Source organism: Azospirillum melinis (genome assembly GCF_013340935.1).
In the GTDB taxonomy this organism is placed as follows: Bacteria; Pseudomonadota; Alphaproteobacteria; order Azospirillales; family Azospirillaceae; genus Azospirillum; species Azospirillum melinis.
In genome coordinates this window covers 14,415-31,264 of record NZ_WHOS01000042.1, presented here as the reverse complement: position 1 = coordinate 31,264, position 16,850 = coordinate 14,415, and the positions used below count along the sequence as shown (strand labels likewise).

General features: G+C 66.6%; 16 protein-coding genes and 3 tRNA genes. 7 read left to right on the top strand and 12 right to left on the bottom strand.

The features are described from left to right. Positions 1–485: 485 nt before the first annotated feature. Positions 486–560, bottom strand: a tRNA-Gly gene (locus GBZ48_RS25195). 161 nt (positions 561–721) lie between these two features. Here GBZ48_RS25195 and GBZ48_RS25190 point away from each other — a divergent pair. From GBZ48_RS25190 to GBZ48_RS25170, 5 genes are all read left to right on the top strand, one after another. Then, complete coding sequence (locus GBZ48_RS25190; RefSeq protein ID WP_174473528.1) at positions 722–1,282, top strand: prolyl-tRNA synthetase associated domain-containing protein; 561 nt, start codon at positions 722–724, stop codon at positions 1,280–1,282. A gap of 184 nt (positions 1,283–1,466) precedes the next feature. Then, a complete protein-coding gene (locus GBZ48_RS25185) occupies positions 1,467–2,429 on the top strand; it encodes a thioredoxin family protein (RefSeq protein WP_174473527.1) in 963 nt (320 codons plus the stop codon). Positions 2,430–2,487: 58 nt separating this feature from the next. Beyond that, positions 2,488–3,156, top strand: coding sequence for an LON peptidase substrate-binding domain-containing protein (locus GBZ48_RS25180; protein ID WP_174473526.1), 669 nt, complete (start codon positions 2,488–2,490; stop codon positions 3,154–3,156). A 27-nt stretch (positions 3,157–3,183) separates the two neighbouring features. Next, positions 3,184–3,414 carry a Trm112 family protein gene (locus GBZ48_RS25175; RefSeq protein ID WP_109048130.1) on the top strand — a complete coding sequence of 77 codons (231 nt, stop codon included), beginning with the start codon at positions 3,184–3,186 and terminating at the stop codon, positions 3,412–3,414. After that, positions 3,411–3,809, top strand: a complete 399-nt coding sequence (locus tag GBZ48_RS25170) for a gamma-butyrobetaine hydroxylase family protein (protein ID WP_174473525.1) — start codon at positions 3,411–3,413, stop codon at positions 3,807–3,809. Before GBZ48_RS25175 ends, GBZ48_RS25170 begins: the two co-directional genes overlap by 4 nt. A 71-nt stretch (positions 3,810–3,880) precedes the next feature. Here GBZ48_RS25170 and GBZ48_RS25165 read toward each other — a convergent pair whose 3' ends face one another. The 4 genes from GBZ48_RS25165 to GBZ48_RS25150 form a co-directional block, all read right to left on the bottom strand. Further along, the gene (locus tag GBZ48_RS25165) at positions 3,881–5,410 is read right to left on the bottom strand and encodes a UbiD family decarboxylase (protein WP_174473524.1); all 1,530 of its coding nucleotides are present in this window, start codon (positions 5,408–5,410) and stop codon (positions 3,881–3,883) included. Between the two features lie 196 nt (positions 5,411–5,606). Then, positions 5,607–6,329 (bottom strand): acetoacetyl-CoA reductase, encoded by a 723-nt coding sequence (gene phbB, locus GBZ48_RS25160; protein ID WP_174473523.1) that lies wholly within the window; start codon positions 6,327–6,329, stop codon positions 5,607–5,609. A 148-nt stretch (positions 6,330–6,477) separates the two neighbouring features. Beyond that, a complete protein-coding gene (locus GBZ48_RS25155; RefSeq protein ID WP_174473522.1) occupies positions 6,478–7,653 on the bottom strand; it encodes an acetyl-CoA C-acetyltransferase in 1,176 nt (391 codons plus the stop codon). Between the two features lie 113 nt (positions 7,654–7,766). Then, positions 7,767–9,095, bottom strand: a complete 1,329-nt coding sequence (locus tag GBZ48_RS25150) for an alpha/beta fold hydrolase (RefSeq protein WP_174473521.1) — start codon at positions 9,093–9,095, stop codon at positions 7,767–7,769. A gap of 591 nt (positions 9,096–9,686) precedes the next feature. On the opposite strand from GBZ48_RS25150, the gene phaR reads away from it, so the two are divergent. Together phaR and GBZ48_RS25140 are read left to right on the top strand one after the other, a co-directional pair. Further along, a complete protein-coding gene (gene phaR / locus GBZ48_RS25145) occupies positions 9,687–10,337 on the top strand; it encodes a polyhydroxyalkanoate synthesis repressor PhaR (RefSeq protein ID WP_109048134.1) in 651 nt (216 codons plus the stop codon). Positions 10,338–10,544: 207 nt separating this feature from the next. Continuing rightward, complete coding sequence (locus GBZ48_RS25140; RefSeq protein WP_174473520.1) at positions 10,545–10,763, top strand: hypothetical protein; 219 nt, start codon at positions 10,545–10,547, stop codon at positions 10,761–10,763. Between the two features lie 15 nt (positions 10,764–10,778). On the opposite strand, the gene GBZ48_RS25135 is transcribed toward GBZ48_RS25140, so the two are convergent. From GBZ48_RS25135 to GBZ48_RS25105, 7 genes are all read right to left on the bottom strand, one after another. Then, the gene (locus GBZ48_RS25135; protein ID WP_174473519.1) at positions 10,779–11,969 is read right to left on the bottom strand and encodes a glutathionylspermidine synthase family protein; all 1,191 of its coding nucleotides are present in this window, start codon (positions 11,967–11,969) and stop codon (positions 10,779–10,781) included. A 418-nt stretch (positions 11,970–12,387) separates the two neighbouring features. Beyond that, complete coding sequence (locus GBZ48_RS25130; protein ID WP_174473518.1) at positions 12,388–12,768, bottom strand: hypothetical protein; 381 nt, start codon at positions 12,766–12,768, stop codon at positions 12,388–12,390. 282 nt (positions 12,769–13,050) lie between these two features. Next, positions 13,051–13,126 (bottom strand) — tRNA-Ala (locus GBZ48_RS25125). Positions 13,127–13,164: 38 nt separating this feature from the next. Then, positions 13,165–13,251: transfer RNA gene (locus tag GBZ48_RS25120), tRNA-Leu, on the bottom strand. Positions 13,252–13,386: 135 nt separating this feature from the next. Beyond that, positions 13,387–14,328 (bottom strand): methyltransferase domain-containing protein, encoded by a 942-nt coding sequence (locus GBZ48_RS25115; RefSeq protein ID WP_174473517.1) that lies wholly within the window; start codon positions 14,326–14,328, stop codon positions 13,387–13,389. Between the two features lie 212 nt (positions 14,329–14,540). Beyond that, positions 14,541–15,509 carry a penicillin-insensitive murein endopeptidase gene (gene mepA / locus GBZ48_RS25110; protein WP_174473516.1) on the bottom strand — a complete coding sequence of 323 codons (969 nt, stop codon included), beginning with the start codon at positions 15,507–15,509 and terminating at the stop codon, positions 14,541–14,543. Positions 15,510–15,666: 157 nt separating this feature from the next. Beyond that, complete coding sequence (locus tag GBZ48_RS25105) at positions 15,667–16,800, bottom strand: ABC transporter permease (protein WP_174473515.1); 1,134 nt, start codon at positions 16,798–16,800, stop codon at positions 15,667–15,669. Positions 16,801–16,850: the final 50 nt, after the last annotated feature.

Sequence of the window (16,850 nt, the reverse complement as noted above, 5' to 3'; positions counted from 1 at the left end):
TTTTGAAGTGTACCTCCCCATGCGGTCATACGCAAGGAGGTTGACAATCTGTAAATACGTCATAGGAAATTCCGCGTCCCCTTTTGGGCTATCTCAACATGAAACACAGCCAAAGCGAGAAATTTCCGGAAAATTACAACGATCGCTGAAAGCAGGCACAACTGTGGCCGTGCTGAACGGTCTTTTGCCGGAGCGGCAGGAACATCATGCCGTTTCAGCCTCACAATCCGCCTACAATTGTATGACGATCAGGCTTTGATTTGCCGCAATTGAAAGCTGAAAGAATGAGGTGGATTGTCGATCCCGCGGATCGGCGATCCAATGGGCGATCATCCCGCAAGGCGTCATCCCCTACGGAGGGGTTGCGGACCGCAAGCCAGCAAGTCCGGATGGACTGGAAACAGGAGGGAGAAAATGCGAAAGGCCGGCACCCGAAGGTCCGGCCTTTTGAAATCGCATGCTCCAGCGTAAAGTCTGGAGGAAACTGGAGCGGGCGAAGGGATTCGAACCCTCGACCCCAACCTTGGCAAGGTTGTGCTCTACCCCTGAGCTACGCCCGCGCTCCATTCCATCGTCCGGCGTTTCATCGGTTCAGACCGTTGTCGCTGCCGTCCGGCGGTGTGCGGCGGACTATACTCATCGGCCGACGCAATGCAAGCGCCTTGTTTCAGTTTTTTTCACCGACTGGACGATTTTCCGCGCGCCCGGTACAAGGGCTGTCATGGACACCGCATCGACCTCCCTTCCGGACGCCTCCCTTCCCGATGGGGATGCGCCGCTGCCGACCTCGCCGGATCAACTGCTGGCGCGGCTCGACGCGCTGGGCATCCGGGCGACCACACACAGCCACCCGCCGCTGCACACGGTGGAGGAAAGCAAGGCCCTGCGTGGCGCCCTGCCCGGCGGTCATTGCAAGAACCTGTTCCTGAAGGACAAGAAGGACCAGCATTGGCTGGTGGTGGCGCTGGAGGATGCGAAAATCGACCTGAACCGGCTGGACAAGGCCATCGGGTCGGCGCGGCTGTCCTTCGCCTCGGCGGAGCGGCTTTGGCGCTTCCTCGGCATCCGGCCGGGATCGGTCACGCCTTTCTCCCTGGTCAACGACACCGGACACAAGGTGCGTGTGGTCCTCCAGCAGGCGATGATGGAGCATGACCTGCTGAACTATCACCCACTGCTGAACGACCGCACCACCGCGATCCGGCGGGACGACCTGATGCGCTTCATCCGCGCCTGCGGTCACGAACCGGCAATCGTCGAGTTCGGCCGCACACAGGAATGACGGGCCGGAGCCTCTGCGCAGTGCCTGTCCACGCAATGCTTGCCCACGCAATGCTTGCTTGAGCCGCCCTGCGCGCTCACATATGTCGCCAACGATGAGGATCCGGGCCGGCCGGATCGGCAACTCCATGGCCCACCGGGATGTCCTAATGGGCCAGGCATCACCAACGGGACCGAAACACGCCATGTTCTCCATGCCCCCCGCCAACGGGTCCAAGCCCGCCGCTCCCGCCGCTGGTTCCGCCCCCGGTGCCGCTGAGATCGTCAAGGACAGCACCGACCGCGCCTTCATGGCCGACGTGATCGAAGCCTCGCGCGACGTCCCGGTGATCGTCGATTTCTGGGCGCCCTGGTGCGGCCCCTGCAAGCAGCTGGGCCCGATCATCGAGAAGGTGGTGCGCGCTGCCAAAGGCGCGGTCCGCCTGGTGAAGATCGACACCGACGCCAACCCGATGATCGCCTCGCAGCTGCGCGTGCAGTCGATCCCGGCGGTCTATGCCTTCTTCCAGGGCCGTCCGGTCGACGGCTTCATGGGCGCCCTGCCCGAATCGCAGGTGAAGGCCTTCGTCGACAAGCTGGTGACGCTGGCCAAGCAGGCCGGTGTCGGCGGCGGTGCCGACGACATGCTAGAGGAGGCCTTCGCCCAGGCCAAGGAGATGCTGGAAGGCGGCGACCTTCAGGGCGCGCTCGACCTCTACAGCCAGATCCTTCAGGCCGAGCCGGAGAACGTCCAGGCCTATGCCGGCATCCTCCGCTGCCTGATCGCCGCCGGCGACCTGGAAAACGCCAAGCAGATGCTGGCCCAGGCCCCGGAAGCCATCGCCAAGGACAAGGAGCTGGCCAACGTCCGTGCCGCTCTCGACGTGGCGGAACAGGCCGCCAACGCCGGCCCGATCCCGGAGCTGATGGAAAAGGTCGCCCACGACCCGAACGACCATGCCGCGCGCTTCGACCTCGCCATGGCGCTGTTCGCCGCCGGCAAGCGCGAAGCGGCGGTGGACGAGCTGCTGGAGATCTTCAAGCGCGACCGGACCTGGAACGACGACGGCGCCCGCAAGCAGCTGGTGAAGTTCTTCGAGGCGTTCGGCCAGACCGACCCGCTGACGGTGAAGACCCGCCGCCGCCTGTCGACCATGATGTTCAGCTGACGCTTTTTCCGAAAAAAGGACGGCTGTTCCACCGGCGATGGGGTTCTATCTGATTGGCATGACCAGAAACCCCTTCGACCCCGAGTTCAGCCAATTGCCGGCGATGATGCCGATCTTCCCGCTGGCCGGCGTCCTGCTGCTGCCGCGGGCACGGCTGCCGCTGAACATCTTCGAGCCCCGCTATCTCGCGATGGTCGAGGATGCGCTGGGCAGCGGCCGCATGATCGGCATGATCCAGCCCCTCGACCCTGCCGGGCGGGAGCGTGAGCCGGCCGTTTATTCCTGCGGCTGCGCCGGCCGCATCACCAGCTTCGCCGAGACCGACGACGGCCGGTGCCTCATCACCCTGACCGGGGTCGCCCGGTTCGAGATCGGGCGGGAGGTGGAGGGTGCGCGCGGCTATCGGCGGGTCGTCCCCGACTGGCGCCCCTTCCGCGCCGACCTGGAACCCGAGTCCTGCGGCGACATCGACCGCCACCGGCTGCTGGGCGCCCTGAAGACCTACTTCAGGGTCCAGGGCCTGTCGGTCGACTGGAAATCCATCGAATCGACGCTGGATGAACGGCTGGTCAACTCTCTGGCGATGATCTGCCCCTTCACGCCTGGTGAAAAACAGGCGCTGCTGGAGGCGCCGACCCTGGCGGAACGTGGGAAGCTCTTGATCGGGCTGGTCGAGATGGCCATTCTCGACAGCCATGACGGGGACGGCCCGCCGCCCAAGCACTGATTCCTTCCAATCACCACGAGACACGACATGGCGACGCCCGAGGACAAGAGCAGCGAAGCGAAAACCAACGCCCGCGTCGATCCGAAGCTGCTGGAGATCCTGGTCTGCCCGCTGACCAAGGGTCCGCTGCGTTATGACGCCGAACGTGCGGAGCTGGTCAGCGAGCGCGCCGGTCTGGCTTATCCGATTCGCGACGGCATCCCGATCATGCTGATCGACGAGGCCCGCAGCCTGGACAAGGTGGGGGCGGCGCGATGAGTGCAGGCGCCGGTACGGGCGATGGATTCGGCACGGTCCACTGGCCGACCGAGATCCGCCTGAAGAAGGAGGAGAAGCGGCTGGAGGTCGATTTCGACGACGGCCGGACCTTCTCCTACCCGGCGGAGTTCCTGCGCGTCGTCAGCCCGTCCGCCGAGGTGCAAGGCCACAACCCCAACCAGAAGCAGACGGTGGCCGGTCGCCGCCATGTCGGCATCATGCGGCTGGAGCAGGTCGGCAATTACGCCATCCGCATCGTCTTCGACGACCTGCACGACAGCGGCATCTTCACCTGGAAATACCTCTATGAGATCGGCACCGAACAGGAAGCCCTGTGGGCCGAGTATCTTGAAGAGTTGCAGGCCAAGGGCCTGAGCCGCGACCCGCGGCGGTAGCTTGCGGGTTTCTTTTCCTCCCTCCCGCACAAACAGGGTCTGTGCGGGAGGGAGGAAAGGGAACCGCCATTTCACTTCTTCCAGATCGGCTTCCCGCTGCCCGGCAGGCCGTACAGGTCCCATTTCCGGCTGACCGCCTCGACGACCTCGTCGGTCATGTGCAGCTTCTCGCCCCATTCACGCTTGGTTTCCGGCGGCCACTTGTTGGTGGCGTCGAGGCCGACCTTGCCGCCAAGCCCCGATTCCGGGCTGGCGAAGTCGAGATAGTCGATGGGCGTGCCTTCGATCACCGTGATGTCGCGGGCCGGATCCATGCGGGTGGAGATCGCCCACATCACGTCCTTCCAGTTCCGCGCGTCGATGTCGTCGTCCACGACGATCACCCACTTCGTGTACATGAACTGGCGCAGGAAGGACCAGACGCCCATCATCACCCGCTTGGCATGGCCGGGATAGGCCTTCTTCATGCTGACCACCGCGATGCGGTAGGAACAGCCTTCCGGCGGCAGCCAGAAATCGACGATCTCCGGAAACTGCTGGATCAGCAACGGGATGAACACCTCGTTCAGCGCCTCGCCCAGCACCGACGGCTCGTCGGGCGGACGGCCGGTGAAGGTGGAGAGGTAGATCGGCTTGCGCCGCATCGTCATGGCGGTGATGGTGAAGACCGGGAAGGGCTCGACCGAATTGTAATAGCCGGTGTGGTCGCCGTAGGGCCCTTCGTCGGCGTAGTCGTCCAAGCTGACATGGCCTTCCAGAACGATCTCCGCCTGGGCCGGCACCTTCAGCGGTACCGTCTTGCACTCCACCAGCTCCACCTTCTTGCCGCGCAGCAGGCCGGCGAACTGGTATTCCGACAGGGTGTCGGGCACCGGCGTCACCGCGGCCAGGATGGTGCCGGGATCGGCCCCCAGCACGACGGCGCAGGGCAGCGGCTCGCGCTTGCCGCCCTTCCTTTCTTGATGGGCAGCCCAGCGGTGATGGTGCTGGGCTCCGCCGCGGTGCTTCAGCCAGCGCATGATGGTCTTGTTCTTCCCCAGCACCTGCATGCGGTAGATGCCGAGGTTGAAGTCGTCTTCGCGCTTCCCCGTCGGCCCCTTGGTCACCACCAGCGGCCAGGTGATCAGCGGCGCCGGCTCACCCGGCCAGCAGCTCTGCACCGGCAGGCGCCCGAGGTCGATGTCGTCGCCGGTCAGCACCACCTCCTGGCATGGAGCCGAGCCGACCGTCTTCGGCTTCATCGACAGCACGGTCTTGGCGAGCGGGATCAGGTCCAGCGCCTCGCGGAAGCCGCCCGGCGGTTCCGGCTGCTTGAGGAAGGCCAGCGTCTCGCCGACGGCGCGCAGCTGGTGCGGCTCGCGGTCCATGCCCCAGGCAACCCGCTCGACGGTGCCGAACAGGTTGACCAGCACCGGCATCTCCGAGCGCGTGCCGTCGGCCTTGATGACGTTCTCGAACAGCACCGCCGGGCCGTTCTCGGCCAGCAGGCGGGTCTGGATCTCGGTCATTTCCAGCACGCTGGACACCGGCTCCTTCACCACAACCAGCCGCCCCGCCTTCTCCAGCCGGTCGATGAAGTCGCGCAACGAGGTGTAAGGCATCGCAGGGTGTCCAATGTGGTGGTGCGTCCGAAACGGACGATAACCTTCAACTCGGCGGCCGGTCCGTCAAGTGCGGTGGAGGTTGTTTCAAAAACAAAAACCCCTCCCCCACCCACAGCGGACCAGCGGTCCGGGCAGGGGTGGGAAAGGGGCTTCGTCGCAGGTCACGAACCAGGGTGCGAGACCCGGTACCGGATCAGTACATGTGCTGGCCGCCATTGACCGACAGGGTCGATCCGGTCATGAAGCCGTTGTCGTCGTCGACGAGGTACAGCACGGCCTTGGCGATCTCCGACGCGCGGCCGAGACGGCCGACCGGGATGCGGGCGACGATCTTCTCCAGCACGTTGGCCGGCACAGCGCGCACCATGTCGGTGTCGATGTAGCCGGGGGCGATGGCGTTGACGGTGATGCCCTTGGCTGCGCTCTCCTGCGCCAGCGCCTTGGTGAAGCCGTGGATGCCGGACTTCGCCGCGGCGTAGTTGACCTGACCGTACTGGCCGGCCTGGCCGTTGACCGAGCCGATGTTGACGATGCGGCCGAAACCACGCTCGCGCATGCCGTCGATGACGTTGCGGCACATGTTGAAGCAGGAGGACAGGTTGGTGTGGATCACCTTCTCCCACTGATCGTAGGTCATGCGGTGCATCACGCCGTCACGGGTGATGCCGGCGTTGTTGATGAGCACGTCGACCGGGCCCAGGTCGGACTCGATCGCGGCGATCCCCTTCTTGCAGGCGTCGAAGTCCGCGACGTCGAACTTGTAGGTCGGGATGCCGGTGCGGGCGGTGAATTCCTCGGCCGCCTGATCGTTGCCGGCATAGTTGGCGGCGACCTTGTAACCGGCATCTTTCAGGGCGACGGCAACCGCCTCGCCGATGCCGCGGGTGCCACCAGTGACGACTGCAACACGAGCCATAGTTCTTCTCCCCAGATTTAGTGATGGTTGGTTGGTTTCTTTGACTTTTTATTGTTGGGCATGGGACTCCCTCCGCAGGTCCGGCGGATGCCCCAAGCCTTCAAGCGAAGCGGGCCGCTTCCATTTGCGAAAGCGGCCCTTCCGGTCCTCAGTCGCGCTGGACGCAGAGAGCGATGCCCATGCCGCCACCGATGCACAGGGTGGCGAGGCCCTTCTTCGCGTCACGCTTCTGCATTTCGAACAGCAGCGTGGTCAGCACGCGGGCGCCGGAGGCGCCGACCGGGTGGCCGAGCGCGATGGCCCCGCCATTGACGTTGACCTTGCCGGTATCCCAGCCGAGGTCCTTGTTGACGGCCAGCGCCTGGGCGGCGAAGGCCTCGTTTGCCTCGATCAGGTCGAGGTCGTCGACGGTCCAGCCGGCCTTTTCCAGCGCCTTGCGCGAGGCCGGGATCGGGCCGGTGCCCATGATCGCCGGATCGACGCCGGCGGTCGCCCAGGAGACGATGCGGGCCAGCGGGGTGACGCCGCGCTTGGCCGCGTTCTCCGCCGTCATCAGCACTAGGGCGGCGGCGCCGTCATTGATGCCCGATGCGTTGCCGGCAGTCACCGTGCCGTCCTTCGAGAAGGCCGGGCGCAGCTTGGCCAGCGATTCCTCCGTGGTGCCATGCTTCGGGTACTCGTCGTCCGAGACGACGACGTCACCCTTGCGGCCCTTGATGGTGACCGGGACGATCTCGTCCTTGAAGCGGCCGGCCTTCTGGGCGGCCTCGGCCTTCTGCTGGCTGGCGGCGGCGAAGGCGTCCTGCTCCTGGCGGGTCAGCTGCCACTTCTGGGCGACGTTCTCCGCGGTGGTGCCCATGTGATAACCATGGAAGGCGTCGGTCAGGCCGTCGCGCAGCATGGTGTCGAGCAGTTCGGCAGACCCCATCTTGGTGCCGTTGCGCAGGTGCATGACGTGCGGGGCCATGCTCATGCTTTCCTGGCCGCCGACGACCAGGATATCGGCATCGCCGTTCTTGATCGCCTGGTAGCCGAGAGCCACGGTGCGCAGACCGGACCCGCAGAGCTGGTTGACGCCGACGGCGGTCGCCTCAACCGGGATGCCGGCGTTGACGGCGGCCTGACGGGCCGGGTTCTGACCCTGGCCAGCGGTCAGGATCTGGCCAAAGATCACCTCGTTCACTTCCGCCGCGTCGGTCTTAGCACGGGCCAGCGCTTCGCGGATCGCGACCTCGCCCAGAACATGGGCGGGAACGGCGCTGAGGGCGCCGTTGAAGCTGCCGATGGGCGTACGGGCGGCACCGGCGATGACAACCTCGGTCATTGAACGCTCCTCGAAATAGGACAGTTTTATTATAGCGCTGGTGGGACGCTCGGAGTGATTCTTACCTTAAGTCCGGCAATATGACGGGTGCAAGCTGGCCGAAGGTCGCGGCGCTAACCTGTCGCAGCAAGCCATTCGGCCAGAGGATTCCACACTCCGGTTTCGGCACCGGCACTCACCACCATACCGATATGGCCAAGCGGCGGGCGCAGGATTCTGGCGCCGGGGATCGCGGTAGGCAGCGCCAGGGCCGAGGCCGGCGGAACGATCCGGTCGCGTTCCGGAATGAGGGCGAGCGTCGGCACGCGGATGGCGCCGGGATCGACCGGCAGCCCGGCGACCATCCAGGCCCCGGCCATCGTGTCGTTGCGCCCGTACCAGCCGGCCAGCGCGTCGCGCGCCACCCCGGCCACCAGCGGCACCCCGTCGTTCAGCCAATCCTCCAGCGCGACGAAGGCGGTGGCGGCACGGGAGCCGGGCGCCATGCGGGCGAAGCCGGAGAATTTCTTCAGCGCCAGCAGCGGGTCGAGCTGGGCGAACAGCGCCTGCAGGGCGTCGGTCGGCAGTTCGCCCCAGCGGTCCAGCACTGGTCCCCAGGGCTGGATGAAGGTCGCCACCCGGCGGGCGGTCGCCGCATCCTCCGCATGGAAGTCCCAGGGCGTCGCCATCAGCCCCAACCCGGCGAGCGAGCGCGGCCGGCGCTGCGCCAGAGCCGCGGCCAGCAGCCCGCCCATGCAGTAGCCGACCACCGGGACCGGCGCGCCGGCCATCTCCACGGCGAAGTCCAGCGCGCGTTCCAGCCGTCCGGCGATGTAGTCGGTCAGGGTGAAGCGCCGCTCCAGCGGCCCAGGCCTGCCCCAATCCAGCAGGAGCGGCCGGAAACCATGCCCCGCCAGCCAGCGCATCAGGCTCTTGTCGCGCGACAGGTCGAGGATATAGGCGCGGTTGACCAGCGACGGCACGAACAGGACCGGCCGGCCGCCCCGTTTCCGGCCATAATCCAGCAGGCGCGATCCGCCTTCCGTCCAGACCACCGGCGGATCGGGCAGGTCGCGGCGGTATGGGTGGCTGCGGTAGCGCTCGACCCCGGTCAGGACGGCGTCGATGCGGCGGCGGATCTCCCGGTCAACCTCCCTGGCCAGACGGTCGCCGGGCCCTGGCGCCCTTTCCTGCGCTCGGCTTTCCTGCGTTCGGGTGCCCTGCATCCGGTCCGCCCGCGCCATGTCCTCCCGTAGCGCCGCCGCCCGGCTCCGCAGGGCCGGGTTCCAGGGAAGCGAGCCGCTCCTCAAGTGCGGCAATGCGGCCGAGGAGCTGAGCAAGCTGGCCAGAGCCGCCGTCAGATGGAGCGCCAGCGGGCGCGGTCCCTGCCGTTTCATCGGTCCCGCTGCCGGATTGGGCGGAGCCTCGCCCGTCTGCCTGTCGTCCGCCAGACGCTCGCTCATCGGAAGGCTGTCCGTGTTGGGTGGAGCCGCTGTTCGGGAATGGCCAGGGTTGGGGATCCCAGCCGGTGCCGGGCATGGAACCGCCACCGAACGCGCCGAACCCCGCCTGACCGAAGCCGAACGGTCCAGCCCCCTGCCCCATCATCTGGAACATGCGGGTCGTCATGTCGGCCATTTCCGGATCGGCGGCGCAGGCCGTCCATTGGTCCTGCCACAGGTCCAGGTAGCGGCGCGCCAGCGTTTCGTAGGAAGGCGGGTCGGCGGCGGACGGATCGGAGGAGCGGTCTGGATTCGACGGGTCGGCCATGGCCGGAGTATAGGGGCCGCCGGGCCGGCTTGACCAGCCCGGCATGGCCCCTTACCTGACCTTTCGGGTATCGGCGGGAGGCAGCCGGTTGCGCACCGATCCTCCATCCGCACCGCCGGGCCGAGCGCAACCGCGGCGCTATGCCGCGGCGCAACGCTGGACAAATTGCTATCCCTTCGAGTAGTCCTAATGACGGAACAATTTCCGCCGCCAGTCACGTGTGTTCCGGAACTCCATGACCTGGAACGTGACCTGGAACGCGTCCCTTCTTGAAAGACTCAGCGATGGCCGACAAGGAAGACCAGAAGTCCGCTCCGATCACGATCAAGAAGTACGCCAACCGGCGGCTCTACAATACCGCCACCAGCAGCTACGTCACGCTCGACCATCTCTGCCAGATGGTGAAGGACGGGCTGGACTTCGTGGTCTATGACGCGAAGACCGGGGAGGACATCACCCGGTCCGTCCTGACCCAGATCATCGTGGAAGAGGAAAGCAAGGGGCAGAACCTGCTGCCCATCAGCTTCCTGCGCCAGCTGATCGGCTTCTACGGCGACAACATGCAGTCCGTGGTGCCGCGCTATCTGGAATATTCGATGCAGGCCTTCTCGCGCAATCAGGAGCAGATGCGCGACTATTTCCAGAATACGCTGGGCGGCATGTTCCCGTTCGGCCGGCTGGACGAGGTCAGCAAGCAGAACATGGCGATGTTCGAACGCGCCATGCGCATGTTCACTCCCTTCGGTGCCCCCGGCGCCGGGGACGAGGTGCCCGGCGCACAGCGCCCGGCCGGCCAGCCCGGCCAGGGGGGCAACGCCGCGCCCGCCGCCAATCCGGGCGGCGCCACCTTCGACGAACTGCAGAAGCAGATCGACGAATTGCAGAAGCAGATCGCCAGCATCGCCATTCCCGGCAGCAAGTCGGACACGAAGTGACGGGCCGCCGGATCCGTCCGGCAGAACGGGTCCCGATGGACGGGACGCGAGGAAGGCGGGGTCATACCCCGCCTTTTTCATTGCGCATGCGGGACCGGGCGCGCAGGCTTGGCCCCCGTGCATAGGGGGCACCTTCTCGTCCACGGCGCCGGTCCGGCTGATTTGCTGGATCGACCGGCCCGTCCAACCGTCAGGAGGGAACCGACCATGACCACCGAACTGACCGTTTCGATCACCATGGCCAGCGACGATCCGCGCGAGACCACGCGGTTCGAAAACCTGCTGCGCGATTGGCTCAGCCATCAGCCCGGCGTGGCCGGCATGGCCATCGCCGACCGCGGCAACGACGCGGCGGCCGAAAGCATCTGGCGCGCCGCCCGCAAGGCGACCTTCGGCCCGGCATTGAAGAACCCGTTCGCGCCCTGACAGGTTGTCGGGTAATCAGCCCCTGAACAGGTGCGGGACCATTGCCGCGTCCGGCCCGACACCGGCCGCCAGCCGCGGGTCGGTGGATTCCCGCACCGCCATGCCCAGGCACTTGTCGCCGACGATCCAGGCGTGCAGGACGGCGCGGGTGTCCTCCTCGCTGAAGCAGGATGGGGTTTCCAGCCAGACGGCACCATGGGCCGCGACATCCTCGCCGATGTCCGGCCCGTCGTCGGCAATAACCTCTCCATGCCGCAGCATCCGGGTCGGTGCACCGTCCAGCCCATGCAGGGCGCGCGTGGTCACCATATCGGCCCCGGCCACGCCGCTGGGATCCAGCGCCGCACGGCACAGGTTCGGGTGGCGCGGATACAGGTGGGACAGCACCGCCAGCAGGCCGTGGTTCGACCACAGCCAGCACCACAGCGGCGACAGCACGCTCATGCCGCTGCTGCGCAGGCGCTGGAGGAACCCGTCGTCGGCCAGCCCGTCCCACGGATAGAGCTTCGCCAGCCAGGAGATCGGCTGTCCCTCGTCGTCGAGGAAGCGGCGGCCGTCCCAGGCGATGGAATGGAGCGGCAGCAGGCGGGTGTCGATCCCGGCCTCCGCCGCGGTGGCGGCGAGATAGACCAGTTCACCCTCGCGCACCGGGTCGGGGGTGGCGCAGGTCGCATGCATGCGGCCGCGGCCGGGCACACCCGTCGCCAGTTCCTCCCAGCGTTCCACCAGCGCCTCGTGCAGGCCGTTGAACTGGTTGGCGTCCGGCGCCATCGCCTCGCGCCAGTTGCGCTGGATCATCGAGGCGGCGAACAGCCCTTCGGTGGTGTCGTAGTTGCACCCGAGCAGCTTGACGCTGTCGCGCCCGTCATAGGCCAGAGTCAACCGGCCAGCCAGCCCACCCGCCCGCTCATTGCGCCGCCCGCCGGCCCAGTAATCGACCCAGGACGCCTCCAGCATGCGCGCCAGATCGCCGCGGATGCCGAGCGAGGCGAACAGCTTGTGCTCCATCACATGGCGCACGGCGACGGCGATCATGCTGTGCAGCTCGTCCGCCACGCTTTCGATCAGGTCGATCTGCGAGGCGGTGAACTCATAGACGGTGTCTTCCCGCCAGCCGGCCCCGGCCGACATGGCGCGCACACCATAGGGGTATTTGCGGAGACCCGGTCGCCAGTCGGCCCGCGGCTTCATCGTCGTCCTGCGCATGCCAGTTCCGATCCCCGACCGTCAGTGCCGGCAGGCCGGGCGGCGCGCGGCCGAGGCACGGCGCATGAAAAGCCACAGGGAAAAGGTGACGGGCGGCAGGCTGGTCAACTGTCCACTGGTCAACGGTCAACTCCGGGGGAGGCCAATCCGACGCAGACGCGGATGCTCGCGACGCAATCGCTGCGACGCAAGCGCAGCCTTGCGTATGTAGCCTGCCGCGCCGCAGCGCGCCAGCACGCATCCGCAATAACCCTCCCCCGACTGCGCCCACCGGGGCCGCATGGAACAGGGTCAGCCCCGGCCCCTATCCCGGGCCGCCTGCCGCGCAACTCCGACCGTTGCGGCGAAAGGCAGCAGCGGCCCGCACCGGCGGGGACCAGTCGCCGGCAAGGGACCGCTGCCTGTCAGCCGGCGCGCCTCAGATCAGCGGCGCCGACGGATGCCGTGCCAGCGAGCGCATCGCCCACAGGGCCAGACGGCCGCGACGCGGCTTCATCGCAGCAACCGACTGATGCAGCGGCGGCAACGGCGGAACCGCCGACAGGCCGGGGACCAGCACCGGGCCGTCGTCGCGCGAGCCGCCCATGCGTTGGAGCCGGCGGGCCGACAACACGATGCGCAACACCTCTTCCTCGGACACTGTCCGGCGGGCCGGGACGGACACGAGGCTGGCGGCCTCGCTCAAGGCCGCCCGTTCGGCCAACAGCCCGGTCAGGCCCTTGGCAGCCGCCGTCAATGCAGCTTCATCGTAAAGGGCGAGGACAAGCGTCCTCAACCCGTGTTCCATCCGTGTGGACATGGCGGGCGCTCCGGAAAAATCGGAATGGCGTGCGATGTGGGTGCGTGTTTGCGTCGAAGCGTGCAGAAGAGAGTTTGCGGTTCGACAGGCGCGATTATCCGTGCGCGGCACCCGTTCGGCCATGCGCCCCAAGGTGGTAACACCCTGTCTGCGCCTTCCTGATGCGGAAAGGCCACAGTGGCTGTACCGATAAAGATCCCGGCGAGTTCAGCGGGGATCGGGGTGAATTCGGAAGGTCAGGGAATGGCCGGGAAATTTTCCGCCCCGGCAGGCGTCAGAGAATGGTGGAGCCAAGGAGGATCGAACTCCTGACCTCTACAATGCCATTGTAGCGCTCTCCCAGCTGAGCTATGGCCCCACTATGCTTCTCTTACTCTTCACCAACACTTGGAGTGTTGGTGCGCTTGGAGGGACTCGAACCCCCACGGCCTTTCAGCCACTAGGACCTGAACCTAGCGCGTCTACCAATTCCGCCACAAGCGCGTCCGCGTTTCTTGGGGTCACGCGGGGCGCTCTATGTACCCAGAGCCGCGGTCGCGCTCAAGTGAAAAAATGCAATCGCGCAAAAGTTTTTTGGGAGGCACGGCAGAGAGGCATGCGCTCCCTACTCCGCCGGCCCTATTCCGCCGGCTTGATCGCATAGAAGCGGTAAACCCGCACGCCGGCCTCGATGGCGGCGACGCGGCGGGCCCACAGCTCGACCTCCTCCATCACCGCCAGCTTGGTCGGGGTGTCGAGTTGGAATTTCTCCAGATGCTCGACCAGACCCTGGATGGCGGACAGGATCAGTCCGCGGTGGGTGTCGGTGATGTCCTCGGCGATGCGCAGGTCGAGGTTGCGCTGGGCGAACGCATTGGCCATGCGGTCCTTGGGCCAGAGGTTCGGGGTCAGCGGCTCCTTGTCGCACCAGCCCTGCACCGCCTTTACCCCCATTACATCCGCTTCGGCGATGTAATCGGTGATCAGCAGATGGCCGCGCGGCTTCAGCGCCAGCTCCATCCCGTCGAACATCTGCTCCTTATCGCGGACGAAGAACAGGCCTTCCTTGTAGACGATGGCGTCGACGCGCTTGGGATAGCCGAAATGCTCGGGATTGAAGGTCTCGACGGGCGCCTTCTTCTCCAGGCCAAGCTTGAAGGAGCGGACCATGCCCTCCTTGGCCAGCAGCTCCGACGCTTCCAGCCCGGTGACCCAGCAGCCGTATTTGCCGGCCATGGTGCGGCTGGTGCCGCCCAGCCCGGCCGCGAGGTCCAGCACGCTCATCGCCGGGTTCAGGCCCAGCGGCTTGACCAGATAGGGGATATGGTCGGCGCCGCCAGGGGTGTTGAAGCCCTCGCCCCACATCTTCTCGGCCACCTCGATGCGGGTGGCTGTCCACAGCGGCTTGCCCCAGCGGTTCATGCCCGGACCGGGAGCGGCAGGCTGCGGCTGTTCCGGTTCGGGCGCCGGCTCATCGCCTTTCTTCGCCTTCATGCCGGACAAATCATAGCCTTCCCACCACGCATACAGGCGCGTCTTCAGGCTCGGTCCGTGTCCGGACGCTCCGTCCTTGTCCGTCATTTCCCCATGTCCGTCATCGCCGTGGCACCCCATCCGCCGAACGACTCCCGGCACCGCCGACCAACTCCGGCCGGCAGCACCCGGCACAGCATCCCTGCGGTTGTTCGATACATACCGGACACACCACCCGCAAGAATCTGTCCAGCCTCAGGTTAGACGGACGCTAATTGCATGCAAGTGGAAAAATTTCTCCACGGAAACACGCCAACCCGTCAGCGCGCGGCCTTCGTCGGCACCGCCGCGGAGTCGGCCAGCGACGCCATGCGGGTGCCTGCCGCATTCAGCACGGGAGCGCAGGCTGCCGGCATCTTGCGGACCACCCGTGGCTCGGGCTTGTAGCCCGGCGGATGCTCGATGGCGGGAGCGGCGCTGTCCAGCCAGGACATCAGCTCGTCCCCGCAGCCGTCGCCTTCCGGCTGGGCATCCTGCTGCTCGCACTGCGGACTGCCGGCGGGGCAGCCCAGCCGGATGTGCATGTGGCCGTCATGGCCGTGCCAGGGGCGCAGCTTGTTCAGGAAGCTGCGGTCGGCCCAGCTGCGCTGGCACATCGCCAGCTTGATCGCCGGGTTGACGAAGATGCGGGTGACACGGGCATCGCTGGCGGCGATCTGGATCATCTTCGCCTGACGGTCCGACCAGTCCTCGGTGACCCGCATGCGGTCGTAATCGACATATTTGATCTCGTCCAGCCGCTCGCGGCCGGCGCGGCCCATCGGCGGCAGGTCCAGACGCAGCCAGACGTCGGCATCCAGGCCGATCTGGTGGCTGGCATGGCCCGACGGCATCGGCCCGCCGCGCGCCTGCCCCATGTCGCCGATCAGCGCGGTGCCCAGCCCGGAAAGCGCCACCCGCTGCCCGAAGTCGCGCAGCATGTCGACCAGCACCGGATGTCCGTAATTGCGTTGGCGCGACAGGCGGATCACCTGATAGCCGACGCCTTCCGGCGGCAGGGCACGGGCACCCGCGATGCAGCCGGCGGCATAACCGCCGATGGACTTGGCGGCCCCCAGCGAGGGGCCGGTCACCGCCCCCCAGGCGACGCTGGTAGCGTAGGCCGGGATCGGCGCCGGCTTCTTCTTGCGCGATTTGGCGTCGGCCTCGCCCGCCGCCAGCAGGGCGACAGCCAGCCCGACGCACGCGACCAGTTTTAAGGCACGACCGCCAAAAGCGCGAAAACCCATCTCTGCCCCCCGCATCGCCGTCGCCAGCACCGCCACTGTTACGGCTATAGCGGAGTCGTGGTTAAGGAATGATGGAGGAGGCATCCCGGCGGCACAACCGAACGGACAGGCGCAGAGCCGGGCCATCGGTGGTGCGCCCCATGGCGGTTCCCGCGGTTCAGTCCAGCGTCTGGCGATAGCGTTTCAGCGCCACCACCGTGACCACCGTCAGGAACAGGGCCAGCGCCAGCACCTCTGCGGCGATCTCCGCCAGTCCGTTCCCCTTCAGCAGGATGCCGCGGACGATGCGCAGGAAATGGGTCAGCGGCAGGATTTCCCCCACCGCCTGCGCCCAGCCGGGCATGCCGCGGAAGGGAAACATGAAGCCGGACAGCAGCATCGACGGCAGGAAGAAGAAGAAGGACATCTGCATCGCCTGCAACTGGTTGCGCGCCAGCGTGGAGAAGGTGAAGCCGACGGCCAGATTGGCGGCGATGAACAGGATCAGCACGGCGGACAGCAGGCCCAGGCTGCCGACGATCGGCACGTCGAACAGCAGCCGCGCCGCCACGACGATCAGCAGCACTTGGACATAGCCAACGACGACGAAGGGCACGATCTTGCCCAGCATCACCTCGAACGGGCGCACCGGCATCGCCAGCAGGTTTTCCATGGTCCCGCGTTCCCGCTCGCGGGTGACGGCGAGCGCCGTCATCATCACCATGGTCATGGTCAGCACTACGCCCATCAGGCCGGGCACCACATTGTACTGGGTGATGCCTTCCGGGTTGTAGCGGCGGTGGACACGCAGTTCGACCGGGTCGGGACCGGTTCGCAAGCTCGCCAGCGGCCCGGTCAGGTCCGGGTTCAGCGCCTGCCGGGCGATGGCGGTCAGCGCCGACAGGGCGTTGCTGGTCGCCGCCGGGTCGGTGGCATCGGCCTCCACCAGCAGGACCGGGCGGGTGCCGCGCTGGAGGTCGCGGGCAAAGCCGGGGGGGATGGTGACGGCGAACTGCACCTCCCCTTCCGCCAGCAGCCGGTCGATCTCGGCCTCCGAAGCGGCGCTGCGGGTGATGGCGAAGTAGCGGGAATTCTCCATCGCCGCGACCAGCGTCCGGGCGAAGGGGCCGGAGTCGGCGACCAGAAGCGCGGTCGGCAGCGCCTTCGGGTCGGAGTTGATGGCGAAGCCGAACAGGATCAATTGCAGGATCGGCACCCCCACCATCATGGCGAAGGTCAGCCGGTCGCGCCGCATCTGGATGAATTCCTTCACCATAACCGCCATCAGGCGGCCCGCCGATATCCGCGCCATCGCATTGCCTCATGGGGGCTGGGGATGGCGGCAAGGGTAGCGCGGTCGGC